This window comes from Desmonostoc muscorum LEGE 12446, assembly GCF_015207005.2.
Classification (GTDB): domain Bacteria; phylum Cyanobacteriota; class Cyanobacteriia; order Cyanobacteriales; family Nostocaceae; genus Nostoc; species Nostoc muscorum.
This window is the reverse complement of the sequence record NZ_JADEXS020000001.1, coordinates 7,459,487-7,473,038: the sequence shown is the minus strand read 5'-3', so window position 1 is coordinate 7,473,038 and position 13,552 is coordinate 7,459,487. Positions and strand designations below refer to the sequence as shown.

At 42.8% G+C, this 13,552-nt stretch carries 11 protein-coding genes; 1 reads left to right on the top strand and 10 read right to left on the bottom strand.

Annotated elements, in window-relative coordinates; all coding sequences use genetic code 11:
- Nucleotides 1-614 precede the first annotated feature (614 nt).
- The gene (aroF, locus tag IQ276_RS30725; RefSeq protein ID WP_190878808.1) at nt 615-1,727 is read right to left on the bottom strand and encodes a 3-deoxy-7-phosphoheptulonate synthase; all 1,113 of its coding nucleotides are present in this window, start codon (nt 1,725-1,727) and stop codon (nt 615-617) included.
- Nucleotides 1,728-1,922: 195 nt separating this feature from the next.
- Between aroF and IQ276_RS30720 the strand changes: the two genes are divergently transcribed.
- A complete protein-coding gene (locus IQ276_RS30720) occupies nt 1,923-2,123 on the top strand; it encodes a hypothetical protein (RefSeq protein ID WP_193924546.1) in 201 nt (66 codons plus the stop codon).
- A 37-nt stretch (nt 2,124-2,160) separates the two neighbouring features.
- Here the strand turns inward: IQ276_RS30720 and trpD are convergent, their stop codons facing one another.
- The 9 genes from trpD to scyF all read right to left on the bottom strand — a co-directional run bounded on the left by trpD (nt 2,161) and on the right by scyF (nt 13,550).
- On the bottom strand, nt 2,161-3,282 hold the full coding sequence (gene trpD, locus IQ276_RS30715) for an anthranilate phosphoribosyltransferase (protein ID WP_235116118.1): 1,122 nt from the start codon (nt 3,280-3,282) through the stop codon (nt 2,161-2,163).
- Nucleotides 3,283-3,397: 115 nt separating this feature from the next.
- Nucleotides 3,398-4,627, bottom strand: a complete 1,230-nt coding sequence (trpB, locus tag IQ276_RS30710; RefSeq protein ID WP_193924289.1) for a tryptophan synthase subunit beta — start codon at nt 4,625-4,627, stop codon at nt 3,398-3,400.
- 169 nt (nt 4,628-4,796) lie between these two features.
- Nucleotides 4,797-5,624 (bottom strand): tryptophan synthase subunit alpha, encoded by an 828-nt coding sequence (trpA, locus tag IQ276_RS30705; protein WP_193924293.1) that lies wholly within the window; start codon nt 5,622-5,624, stop codon nt 4,797-4,799.
- Nucleotides 5,625-5,717: 93 nt separating this feature from the next.
- Complete coding sequence (locus IQ276_RS30700; RefSeq protein WP_193924296.1) at nt 5,718-6,008, bottom strand: MreC domain-containing protein; 291 nt, start codon at nt 6,006-6,008, stop codon at nt 5,718-5,720.
- On the bottom strand, nt 5,995-6,825 hold the full coding sequence (gene trpC, locus IQ276_RS30695) for an indole-3-glycerol phosphate synthase TrpC (protein ID WP_193924300.1): 831 nt from the start codon (nt 6,823-6,825) through the stop codon (nt 5,995-5,997). Before trpC ends, IQ276_RS30700 begins: the two co-directional genes overlap by 14 nt.
- Nucleotides 6,826-7,178: 353 nt before the next feature.
- Nucleotides 7,179-9,386: an anthranilate synthase gene (locus tag IQ276_RS30690; protein WP_193917160.1), complete on the bottom strand. Its 2,208-nt coding sequence runs from the start codon at nt 9,384-9,386 to the stop codon at nt 7,179-7,181.
- A gap of 473 nt (nt 9,387-9,859) precedes the next feature.
- On the bottom strand, nt 9,860-11,077 hold the full coding sequence (locus IQ276_RS30685; RefSeq protein WP_193917162.1) for a 3-dehydroquinate synthase: 1,218 nt from the start codon (nt 11,075-11,077) through the stop codon (nt 9,860-9,862).
- A 284-nt stretch (nt 11,078-11,361) separates the two neighbouring features.
- Nucleotides 11,362-12,300, bottom strand: a complete 939-nt coding sequence (gene tyrA, locus IQ276_RS30680; protein ID WP_193917164.1) for a bifunctional chorismate mutase/prephenate dehydrogenase — start codon at nt 12,298-12,300, stop codon at nt 11,362-11,364.
- 80 nt (nt 12,301-12,380) lie between these two features.
- Nucleotides 12,381-13,550 carry a scytonemin biosynthesis PEP-CTERM protein ScyF gene (scyF, locus tag IQ276_RS30675; protein WP_193917166.1) on the bottom strand — a complete coding sequence of 390 codons (1,170 nt, stop codon included), beginning with the start codon at nt 13,548-13,550 and terminating at the stop codon, nt 12,381-12,383.
- Between the last annotated feature and the right edge of the window lie 2 nt (nt 13,551-13,552).

Below are 13,552 nucleotides of genomic sequence, written 5' to 3'. Positions count from 1 at the left end.
GCTAGAACCCTTGATTTTTAAAGCTCTTTGGGGAATGAATCAGCCCTGCCTTAGAAAGGGGGGAAAAAGAAATTCAGTTCCCTCCCCTTTACAAGGGGAGGGTTAGGGTGGGGTAACGCGGTGAGTAACGGTAAGTAAATGAACTCAATATCACGTCTTGACAAGGGTTTCACGTTAAGTTGACACCCCTGGGCATTGCCGTGCCCCTACCAACGTATTTGTATCATAATTAAAGTGAAACGGTATAAGTCTTACAATAATGCACGCAAACAACCAGGTGTAAGGGCACAGCAGTGTTCCCTACGAAAGATGTGGTTTTTCAATCATTCATATTTGGTATTTTGTGTCAATGCGTAAGTCCTAATTATATAAATCCACTCTCATTTTGCCAGGATTTCAATAATTACGATTTCTTTACAACGTTCACAAAAAAATATAGGACTCATATTTGATTATTGAAATATACGTAGTGGCGTGGCAAGGCTAAAGTAGTGCATTAGATTTAAAGCAAAAATTGCGGATGGGGTATTTTTGTACCCCACCAACTTAAAATCTACCGTAGATTTTTGTAATCATTCACACTGAAATTCAGCAACGCCAAAAGTCGGCTAAGATTACGGTCTATCGGCTTTGAGAGTTCTGGCGGCGAAGAGAAGATGGCTTTCACTAATGCTATCAAATGGAGATGTTGGCCAGCGATCGACTACTTTACCTAGAACTGACATTTCTTGAACCAAGCGGTCAAACTTTTCAGGGGTGAGAGACTGGGGTCCATCAGATAAAGCTTTGGCTGGATTGGGGTGAACTTCTATCATTAAAGCATCTGTACCAGCGGCGATCGCAGCCATTGCCATAGGTGGAACATATTCGGATCTACCCGTACCGTGACTGGGATCAATCATGATTGGTAGATGGGTGAGCGATCGCAACACCGGAATCACCGATAGATCTAAAGTATTGCGGGCATATTTGCCATCAAAGGTTCTAATTCCCCGTTCACAAAGAATCACATTTGAATTTCCTGATGCCAAAATATATTCTGCCGCCATCAGCCATTCGTCAATTGTGGCAGACATTCCCCGCTTCAGCAGCACTGGCTTATCTTGAGCGCCTACTTTTTTCAGCAGCGAGAAATTGTGCATATTCCTAGCTCCGATTTGGATTACGTCAGCTACCCCCGCCACTGCTGGTAAATCCGCAGCATCCATCAGTTCTGTAATAATGCCCAAACCCGTAGCTTCACGAGCTGCTGCTAATAAATCTAAGGCGCTTTCACCATATCCTTGAAAAGCATAAGGTGAAGTGCGGGGTTTGTAGGCTCCACCACGCAAAAACTTTGCTCCTGCGGCTTTTACTCGTTTAGCCGTTTCCACAATCATCGCTTCATTTTCAACGGAACAAGGGCCAGCTACCACTACGATGGGATGATGTTCTCCAAAATAGACATCACCGTTAGGCGTGGATACAACAACCTCACTGGCTTCTCCATTTCTGAATTCCCGACTAACCCGCTTGAAAGGTTGTTGCACTCGTAACACTTGCTCAATCCAAGGGCTGGTTTCCTGGATTTGCAATTTATCGATGGTAGAAGTATCACCAATTATTCCCAGCACAGCTTTATGAGTGCCGATGCTTTTTTCTACTGTGACTTTCCAAATCTCACTCAGTTCTTGGCTGATGCGAGTGATTTCCTCAACGGGCGTACCGCTTTTAAGTACTATAATCATCTGTTTTTCCTTCGGTATAATTTTGGGTGAACATCACGACTCGTGTCCAAACCTCTAAGACAAGCAGGGAGAGGCTTAAAAACTTGATTTTTTGTTACTCCTCTCACTTGCAAGCAGCTACAGTGTGTAGGCAAGTTTTTTAGAGGTGCTGCGTAAGGTAAGGTGAATTAATTTTTGTAAGTCGATGCATCAAAGGTGCAGGTCGATGCATCAAAGGTGCAGGTCGATGCATCAAAGGTGCAGGTCGATGCATCAAAGGTGCAGGTCAATGCATCAAAGGTGCAGGTCAATGCATCAAAGGTGCAGGTCGATGCATTAAAGGTGCAGGTCGATGCATTAAAGGTGCAGGTCGATGCATTAAAGGTGCAGGTCAAGAAACTTGTGTCCACACCGTAGCTTTGTAGGAGAGAAAGGCTGGGTGGAAGAGGTTTGTCTAGCGCAAAAATTCAGCAAGTTGTTCAAGTTTTGTCCAAGCAGCACCGCTTTGGAGAATTTTTTTGGCAAGGGTAATACCTTTGACACAACCTGCTAAGATATCTGTTTCTCCATCAATGGCTTTACCAACTTGTAGCGCTAGTGCTGTATTTAAAGCGACTACATCCTGCTGCGCTTGAGTGCCTTTACCTTGCAAAACTGCCTGCAAGATTTCGGTATTTTCTTGGACATCTCCACCCCGCAATGCTGTAGTCGGTGCAAAACTCAAACCCAGTTCTTGAGGATTAAGTGTTAGAGAACGGACTTTTTTATCTTGGAGTACAGCCAAGTCAGTGACATCAGCTAAACCAGCCTCGTCTAAACGTTCGCGTCCGTGGAGGGCGATCGCTTGCTGACATCCCAGTTGAGATAAAGCTTGAGCAATTTCCTCTAATAAAAGCGGGTCATTCACACCAATAATTTGCCCTGTTGGTCGCATAGGATTTACTAAAGGGCCGAGCAAATTAAAAACAGTCCGCACTTTCAAAGTTTTTCGCAAAGTAGCAACTGCTTTAAGTGCAGGATGCCAGCCTGGAGCAAACAAAAAGGTGATTCCCACTTCACCCACTGCGGCTTGTACTTTTTCAGGACTAGCATTCAGATTGATACCCAAAGCTTCTAACACATCAGCCGAACCAGCCTTGCTAGATGCAGAACGATTGCCATGCTTAGCAACCTTTACCCCCGCCGCTGCGGCAACAAAAGCGACAGCAGTAGAAATATTAAAAGTTGAAGCGCCATCTCCGCCAGTTCCACAGGTGTCAATTAGGGGGGTTGGGGATTGGTTACTGGGTACTGGGGACTGGGAAAACTCTTGCCCAGTCCCTAGCCTTTGGGATTGTAAAACGCTGGCCATGCCGACTAATTCTTCGGCAGATATGCCTTTAGCTTGAATTGCGGCTAAGATTGCTCCTGATAAAACATGGGGAATGGCATCTGTGAGCCAACCCTGCATGAGATCCGCAGCTTGGGAAACTGTTAGCGATTGGCGATTCAGCAACTGTTGTAATAAAGCTGGCCAGTTGTAGAATTCAGGAGTGACGGCGATGTTGTCGGGTGGAATTTGAGTTACAGCTATCATATTTTTTATTGGGCATTGGGCATGGGACATGGGGCATTGAGAGTGAGGAGTTAAGAGTTATTCTTCCCCTGCCTCCCCTGCTCCCCCTGCTCCCTCATCTTCCCTAAACAGAAAATTAAGGAATAAGCACTTTGGCGACGGTTTGCACGTCTTTGTCGCCTCTGCCAGAACAATTGATGACGATGCGGGGACTGCCTGTAAGCTGGGGACAAAGGGTTTCTAAATAGGCGATCGCATGAGCAGTTTCTAAGGCGGGAATAATTCCTTCTAGTTGTGAAAGTCTTTGAAATGCTTCTAGTGCTTGTTTATCGGTAACGCTGTAATATTCGGCGCGTCCAAGATCCTTTAAATAACTATGCTCAGGGCCAACACCCGGATAGTCCAATCCTGCACTAATTGAGTGGGCTTCAATTACTTGACCATCATCATCTTGCAGTAAATAGCTCATTGCACCGTGCAATACACCTATTTTTCCTTTTGTCAAGGTGGCAGCGTGTTTTTGAGTGTTTACACCTTCGCCCGCCGCCTCGACTCCAATTAGGCGTACAGAAAATTCAGGCAAAAACTCATGAAAAAGTCCGATGGCGTTGGAACCTCCACCCACGCAAGCCAGTAAAATATCTGGTAGTCCTCCCCATTTTTCCTGACATTGAGCGCGAGTTTCTTGTCCAATTACAGCATGAAAGTCACGCACAATCATCGGGTAAGGATGAGGCCCAGCAACAGAACCCAGGATGTAATGGGTTGTTTCTACATTCGTCACCCAATCCCGAATTGCTTCGGAGGTTGCATCCTTGAGAGTTCCCGTACCTGCTTGGACTGGACGAACTTCTGCACCCATTAATTTCATGCGGAACACGTTGAGGGATTGGCGTTCCATATCGTGGATGCCCATGTAAATCACACATTTCAAACCAAATCGCGCACACACAGTTGCAGTTGCTACGCCATGTTGCCCTGCGCCTGTCTCTGCAATAATCCGTTGTTTACACATGCGTTTGGCTAGCAGCACTTGAGCTAAAGCATTATTAATTTTGTGAGCGCCTGTGTGATTTAAATCTTCGCGCTTTAAATAAATTTGCGCTCCTGTGCCGTCTGGTCTGGCATAATTTGTTGTCAGGCGTTCGGCAAAGTATAATGGGCTGGGTCGTCCTACGTAGTCACGCAGTAGATTTTGCAGTTCGGCTTGGAAACTTGGCTCGTTGCGATATTGATGAAATGCTGCTTCTAGTTCACTTAATGCAGGCATTAAGGTTTCGGGGACGTATTTACCGCCAAATTTTCCAAATCTGCCTAAGAAATCTGGTTGTAGAGTTGCAGTTTTGATGTCTTGTGTGGTTACCACTGGTTAAATTCCTTTCAGTTTCAAATATTTTTATCGAACCGCAGAGGCGCAGAGAACGCAGAGAGGACTTACGCAATATGTGAGTGAAAACCTTATTATTGCGTAGCCGTAATTCATGAATTACCGCTACTTTCGTTATCTTTTGCGTAAGTCCTGAGAGAGAGATTTTTTATTTTGCTGAACCAATTTGTTGCAGGGATGCTGGGGTGATTATTGCTTTGAGTTCTCGACAAAGTTGTGCAACGGCTTCTAGTCGTTGAATTGGGGGACTTTCAGCTAGGCGTTTGACAAAGGCACTACCAACAATTACTGCATCTGCTCCCCATTCTTTGACTTGATGCGCTTGTTCTGGTGTTGAGATGCCAAAACCAACGCCGATGGGTTTATCGGTGACGCTTCGCAAATCTGTAATGATATGCTTTACGCGGTTTTGGAGTTGAGAACGTATGCCTGTAGTGCCTGTAACGCTCACAAGGTAGATAAAACCCTGAGATTGATTGGCGATCGCTGCAATTCTATCTTGAGAACTGGTGGGAGCTACGAGTAAAATTACTTCAATTCCAAAAGAGGCAGCAGTTTGGATTAATTCTGCTGCTTCTTCTAAGGGTAAGTCTGGCACTACCAAGCCTTGCACCCCAGCAACGGCAATTTGCGCCAAAAATGATTTAATACCCCGGTGCAAAATGGGATTGTAGTAAGTAAATAGAATTATCGGCGCTTTTAAGCTAGGAATCACTATATGCAACATCTCTAGCACTTGCTCTAATTTCGTGCCTTTTTGTAAGGCGCGAGTTGCTGCTGCTTGAATCACAGGCCCATCTGCCAAAGGATCTGAGTAAGGAATGCCCAACTCAATAAAGTCAGCACCATTGCGATCTAAAATACGTAAAGCTTCGGCAGTGGTTTCTAAGTTAGGATCGCCCGCTGTGATAAAAGGGATTAAAGCACACTCTTGGCGATCGCGTAAAGTTTGAAAGTCAGCGGAGATAGAATTCATCTTGAAAAATAGTTAATGATTGGTTAATAGTTCTGGAGTAATCCACAATTAGCAATTAGCGATACCTACGCTAAAATTTTTGTTGTCGAGTCTTTAATACTCGGCGACGAGTCTTTGATACTCGTGGACGAGTCTTTGATACTCGGCGACGAGTCTTTGATATTCGGCGACGAGTCTTTGATACTCGGCGACGAGTCTTTGATATTCGGCGACGAGTCTTTGATACTCGTGAACGAGTCTTTGATATTCGGCGACGAGTCTTTGATACTCGTGGACGAGTCTTTGATATTCGTGAACGAGTCTTTGATACTCGTGAACGAGTCTTTTAACTCCGTTAATGACTCTTTGAACTCTATTTTTTAGGCTTTTCTCAAGACTCAGCACTCAAAAGATTACGCACAGCTTGTTCCACATCGCTTTGTTTCAGTAAAGATTCTCCTACCAAAACTGCACGGACACCAGCTTCAGCGACAAGAGATAAATCAGCAGGTGTATACAGTCCAGATTCGCTGACGACGGTGATATCTAAGCTTTGTAAATATTGTTGACGCTGTGTTAAAAGTTGCTGTGTTATTCCTAAATCAACTGTAAAATCTTCTAAATTACGATTGTTAATTCCTACTAAACGTAAGTCGTCAAGTTTTAGCACGCGATCCAGTTCAGCCAAGGTATGAACTTCCACCAGTGCATTCATACCCAATTCGTGAATCACTCGCAGAAAGTCTTGAAGTTCTTGGTCTGATAAAATAGCGGCAATTAACAAGACTGCATCTGCACCGGCTGTCCATGCTAAATAAATTTGATAGGGGTCAATGATGAACTCCTTGCACAGTAGAGGTAATGATATATGCTGACGCACAGCACGCAGATTATCAAAACTGCCTTGGAAGAACTTTTGGTCAGTAAGGACTGATAGACAAGCTGCACCACCTCGTTCATAAGCTTGAGCGATCGCTACTGGGTCAAAATCTGCTCGAATAATCCCACGGCTAGGTGATGCTTTTTTTACTTCAGCAATTAAGCTCGGTTGCTTGGGATTTTCTTGCAAAGCACTCAAGAAATTTCGTACAGTCGGAGCCACAATTAACTGTTGCTGCAAAGAAGCTAAAGGTAGTTCTTGCTGCATTTGTGCAACTTCTTGCTTTTTATGCAACACAATCTCTTCAAGAATGTGGCGGGGACGGGTAATTTGCTTAATCATAAAATGCTTGAGGGAGTGGGGAGGTGGGGGGAAAAACAACTAATGACAAAATAATTCGTAATTCGTAATTCGTAATTCGTAATTAAATCAATACGGTTTAGTTAAAGCTAAAACTCTTGGTCAAAGTCAATTTTTTGAACGTAGACGCAAAGCGGCTTGCCGCAGGCTACCGCATTCGCGTAGCGTCTCGTCAGAGAAGGACACAAAGAGAAGAAACAAAGGCTTAACTGAACTGTATTGGTAATTAAATAGGTACAGAGCATTCTTGTTCGTCAATGGAAACATAAAAACGCGTAGTATCATTATTTCAAGCCGCCGACTTCAGTTGTGGGGTAACAATTACGAATTACGAATTACGAATTACGAATTATTAATGACTCTTCATTTTGCGTATATGCACGCACCACATTTTTAATGATTTCCAGACCGACTTCTCCGGCTAAAGTCATAATTGATTCTGGGTGAAACTGAACGGCGGCAATGGGGAGTGTCCGATGTTCAATGCCCATAATTACATCGTCATCGGAAATCGCTGTTACCTTAAGTTCTTTTGGCAAATGCTCTGGTATGGCAAATAATGAGTGATATCTACCCACTACAAAGGATTCTGGTAAATTGTTGAAGGTAATAGAATCGGAATCGCTGACGAAAATGCGTGAGGATTTACCATGTTGGGGATAGTTGAGAACTCCTAATTCTCCACCAAAGGCTTCAACGATGCTTTGCAGTCCTAAACAAACTCCAAAAATCGGAATTTGACGATAAACAAGAGCGCCGATAGTCTCAGAAACCCCAAAATCACTTGGTCTACCAGGACCAGGAGATAAAACAACTAAGTCAGGTCGTTCTTTGTCGAACAGTGAATCAGAGAAACCATGACGTAATGTGGTAACGCTTGCACCGGTTTGGCGAATGTAATTAGCTAGTGTATGAACAAATGAGTCTTCATAATCTATTAGCAAAATGCGTTTGCCAGGTTTCACACTTGGAATGTGTCTAGTTAATTTTATAGAGCTGGATTCATCAATTTTCTGACTCGCTTGTTTAACACGGCGAATTGTTTCAAATAAAGCAGCAGCTTTAGTAATTGTTTCTTGTTCTTCTGCTTGCGGTATGGAGTCATAAAGGACTGTAGCACCAACTCGCACTTCGGCGATGCAATCTTTTAATCGAATTGTTCGCAGGATTAATCCAGTATTTAAGTTACCGTTGAAATTTAAATAGCCAACTGCTCCACCATACCAACGTCGAGCGCTTTTTTCATGTTGTTCAATAAATTCTATGGCTGCTCTTTTGGGTGCGCCGGTGACTGTAACTGCCCAAGTATGGCTTAAAAATGCATCTAAGGCATCAAATTGCGATCGCAGTGTACCTTCAACATGATCTACTGTGTGAATTAAATGGCTGTATAATTCAATTTGGCGACGCCCAATGACTTGTACAGAGCCAGGTTCGCAGATTCGGGATTTGTCATTGCGATCGACATCAGTACACATCGTCAACTCAGCTTCGTCTTTGTGTGAATTGAGTAATTGACGAATTTGCACGGCATCATCAAGTGCATCTTGTCCCCGGCTAATAGTGCCGCTAATTGGACAAGTTTCTACCCGCCTCCCTTCAACCCGCACAAACATTTCTGGAGATGCACCAATCAGATATTCCCCACCTAAATTAAAAATAAATCCATAAGGACTAGGATTTATATCCTTTAAAGTTTCAAATAACTTACTGGGTTCTTCTTCAAATCCCTCCAAAAAGTTTTGACTAGGAACTACTTCAAATAAATCGCCTCGACGGAAATAATCGAGTGCAACCCCAACTTTTTTTGCATACTCACCTATTGCATGGTCAGCAGTTTGAGTTGGTAGCAGATGTTTTCCGCGATAATCAATAGACTCACCTGTTCGAGGCAAATTATTTGTACTACCATGCGCTGTTGCAAATTCATATTGTAGACGAAATCCACGTTGTTGATAGTAGTCAACAACTATCAATTCATCTGGCAAATAAAGCACTAAATCTCGCTGATCTTTAGGACGTTCCAATCGCTGGCGAATTGGTTCAAACTGAAAAACTAAATCGTAACCAAACGCGCCATACAATCCTAAATGCTCGTCCTCTTGACTAGAGAAAATATGTAGAATTTCACGGACAACTGTAAATGCTGAAGGTTGTTTACTACGTTCTTCTTCAGTAAATATTTTTTTTGCAGGTTTAACAAAGCCGACGAGATGCTTATCATCTAGAGTAACTTTCTCAAGTTTTTTGGAGTTAGATAAGCACTCTAAAAGTAATGGTAAAAGTAATTGACCACGTTCATTTAAAGCTATTAAAGTGAAAGTATTTCCCTGGGTAGTCAACTCCAATGGCGGATTCACAAATCCGATCGCCCATCTTTTATATCTCCCCGGATATTCGTAGCTGCTCCTTAATAAGCCTCCACGCTGAGAATTTAAGTGGAATAAAATATCTTCAAGGGCAGTGTCCATCTTAACTTCTGTGATGGAGCGAGAAATACTGACACCGCCAAGGGTTGTGTATGAACGTGAATCAAAAATCATGGGAAATTTCTCTGAAATAGTTATTAGTTAGTCATTCATCGAGAGCTATTAATCATTATTGATAAATATCTTCAACTTAAAAACAAGTCTAGATCGTGCAATCTCACTTTTATTCAAATTATCCAAATCTGCGGATTGTTTTTAAGTTGTAATGGAAAACTTTTTGACTTCTTACTTAAGAGTACTCGATATCAAGCAGATAATACATTGAATAATTTGTAGATTGGGTGTCAATTTATTCGCTTTTTATACTGCTTTTTTAGTAAATTTCCTGACAACATTCTTTGAAATTATCCGCCTCCCTCAAAAGTATTAGATCATATCACAACTTCCTAGCGAAAAAAATCGCCTCGCATCAAACCTCTGCATTACTTTGGGCTTCTCTGAGCTTATAGCGGTTTTCAATTGAATGGAATACACCCAAAGAAAATTAAACCATTGTAGGGCAGCACAGCTGTGCTACCCTACTCTATTCAACTGCAAATTGCTATAATTCTGAATTCCCGCAACAGCGATATTGCTTGCTTGTACAATAACAAATCCACCTCGTGAACTTCAATTCTTTTTCCAATGCCTTGTAACAGCGTTAGAGTTAATTCTCCACCTAAGTGTTCGCGGAACTCAGTCAAACCTCGGAACAGACAATGGGGATGTTCCAGTTGTGATAACTTATCAGCTAGTTCTGGCACATACAGAGTGAAACCCAAAGCTGATAAGGTGTTTAATATCCTTTGCCACTCTGAGAAATCAAGCAATCCTGCTAAATAGGAATAAGTGCTATCCAAAGCGATACCGATCGCCACTGCTTCGCCATGACGCAAACTATAATTTGTCAAATGCTCCAGTTTATGAGCCGCCCAATGTCCAAAATCCAGGGGACGAGACGAACCCATTTCAAAAGCATCGCCGCTGTTAGCAATGTGTTCTAAATGCAACTGGGCGCAACGATAAATAATTTGTTGCATGGTGTCCATGTCTCGCCGCACAAGGGCTGCGCTGTGAGACTCGATAAAATCAAAAAACTTAGCATCTTTAATTAGCGCCACCTTAATTGCTTCTGCAATCCCCGAACGCCAATCGCGATCGTCTAGAGTTGTTAAGAAAGCAGAATCATTTATAACTGCATAAGGTGGCGCAAATGTGCCGAGAAAATTCTTTTTCCCAAAGCTGTTGATGCCATTTTTTACCCCAATCCCAGAATCATTTTGTGCTAGCACCGTAGTCGGAATCCGGATCAGACGAATTCCACGATGAGCAGTAGCAGCAGCATATCCTACCAAATCCAACACAGCCCCACCGCCGATCGCTAACAAGTAGGAATGACGACATAATCCGGCTGTTTCAATGAGTTGGTGGATTTGCTCTAATAAAGTGCGATCGTTCTTAGCAGCTTCGCCGCCCGGAATTATCATTGGTTCAGTGGCGATCGCTAGTATCTCTGCATAAAACTTAGTATACGCTACTACTTGCCCAAGCAACCCAGGTTGCAATTCCAACAATCCTGCATCTACCACCACTAGTACTTTCTTCGGCTTCGTCTCCCCATCCGCTGCGATCGCTTGAGCTAACGTGGGATTTTTCAACTCAAATAAATTGTGAGTAAAGTAAACCTCATAGTTAAAAGTAACCGAAACACGTTGATGAATTGGTTGCAGATTAAATCTACTTTTTTGCTTAATGTCAACCACCATATTTTTGCTGATATGTCTAATAGTTTTCTTCTTCAAATACCCAAGCTATTCTTGTAATAATCAAATTCCTCTAAAACTCCTACTCTGCGCCTCTGCGTGAAATGAAAAAATATAGATGCAGCAGATTTAAAGTTAGTAAAGTCTAGTATCTATGCCTAAAACCTAGACCGAGAGCTTATTATCATTCTGAATTCTGTTAGCGCAGCGGGGCGTAGCCCATTCTGACCGGAGCTTTCGGAGTCTCCGGCTCCGCTCCTGAATTCTCCTATAATTTAAAATCTCGCTTATTTTACAACAACCTTACTTTTTTCCTCAAATAATTCTTGAATACTTTCAAACTCTTGAATTAATGCCTCCCGATCTTTCCTTGCTACCAATCTTGCCAAGCGGCTGCAAGTGTTAGCTAAAGATTTAATTGCTTCACATCTCTCTTCCGTAGCTAGCATGATATCCACACATAAATGAGAGTTTTGCGAAAACAAACGTTTAACACTATCAATTTGTTGATGGTAACTAGGAGTTGATATTAATAAACTCTGCTCTATATCAATTCTTGCTTCTGCTAAGAAAACGCCAAGACTCAACCTACAGAAGTGCTGCACTGCTTGAATAATGACCATCATCTGATCGTGTTCTTCAGGCGTGCAAACAATTAACTCTCCACCTTGAATTTTAATGAAGTCTAATAACCATTGAAATGATTCATCATTTCGCCCTGGACATATCACAAATTTTTGTCCTAAAAACGATTTAATACTTGGCCCAAACATCGGATGTAAACCCATAACTGGGCCTGAATGGTGTTCGAGCATTGCTTGAGTTGGCTGCGTTTTAATACTCGTGATATCGCACAAAGCTGTAGTTGGTGCAAGGTATTTAGCTGCACGCTTAATAACATCAACTGTATATTCAATGGGAACACTTACTAAAACTAACTCTGCCGAATTTAACAATTGCTCTGCATATTCCCAATCTTCGTGTTCGAGAACATTAACATTATGACCTAACGCCGAAAATTGTTCTTTAAATAATCTTCCCATCCTGCCACGTCCACCGATGATGGTAATTTGTCGGGGAATGATATGATTTGTTGCAGATTCAGGAATACTAGCTTGAGCAAGGAAGGGAGGCACATCAGCGAATTGTTCATCTAATGATGGTAGGCGATCGCCAAGTAGAGCGATCGAGCTTTGGTCAGTTTTTTTCAGCTTATTTAAGTTCATAAATCTGTCCTGAAAGCACCTTGATTTCGTAATTCGTAATATTTTTAATTACGAACTACGAATTACGAATTAGTAATTATTTAGCACTGTTTTTGCAGTTCCTTCTCAAAACTGAAAACTGATTTTTGTTGTCTATGTTTCCTCAATGTGACGGTAGCAGCGCCAAGTCCGAGTAATGCTAGACCCAACGCTGAACTAGGTTCAGGTACTTGTTTTCTACCTTCTACGTTTAACACCTGAACGCGACCTTGGAAGAAATCGCCCACATAAAGCTTGCCATCTTTATAGCTTGTGCCAGCCGTCCAGTTAAATACACCTGGTGTCAGGTCGAGGGGGTCGCCAAAGGGTGGTTCACCTAATTGGGGAGGTGCTGCTGCGGCAGCTTCACCAAATGCAGTCAAGAAGTTACCGTTTTTGTCGAATACTTGAACGCGGCTATTGATAGAATCAGCCACATAGATATTCTCAAACTCATCGACTTCGATGCCAATTGGTTGATTAAACTCCCCATCTCCAGTGCCTTGTTTGCCAAATGTCAAGAGGGGATTACCTTGAGGATCGAGAACCTGAATGCGGTTGTTAAATTGGTCACTGATAAAGAAGTTACCGCTGACTGGGGAAATTCTTAAACCTGCTGGCCCTTGAAACTGCCCAGGCTCAGTGCCAGAACTGCCAATGCTACCAATTAGCTCGCCGTCCTTGGTGTATTTATTGATCTTGTCGCCGCTAAAATCACCAATATATACATTGCCGTCTTTGTCAAATGTCACACCAGATGGGCCAAAGAAAGCTCTACCCGGTATGAGACCGCCAAATTCACCAAATGATTTAATAAAGTTACCTTGGGGGTCGTAGATATTAACGCGGTTGTTGAAAACATCTCCTACATATAGATTCCCAGTATCTGGATCGATTTCTAGGGCTGATGGTTCGTCGAATTGTCCAGGCCCCTTGCCGCCCTCACCGATCGCTCCAATATAATTACCTTGAGGATCGAATACTTCAACTTTGTTACCGATGTTTGGGTTGAAAGTGCCATCCGGGTTAAGACCGCGACCGTTACTGATGAGGGTATTCCCGGAGTCATCCACCGTTATTCCTTGGGGAACAAACAGCTGCCCAGGGCCAAAGCCAGGACTGCCGATACTTCTGTCGTAAGTTAATGTTACAGCCTTGGCTTGGGCAGCTGTTGCCAATATCGTGAATCCAGCACCAAGAATGCCAATTGATAAATTTTTGACTAATCCCATGA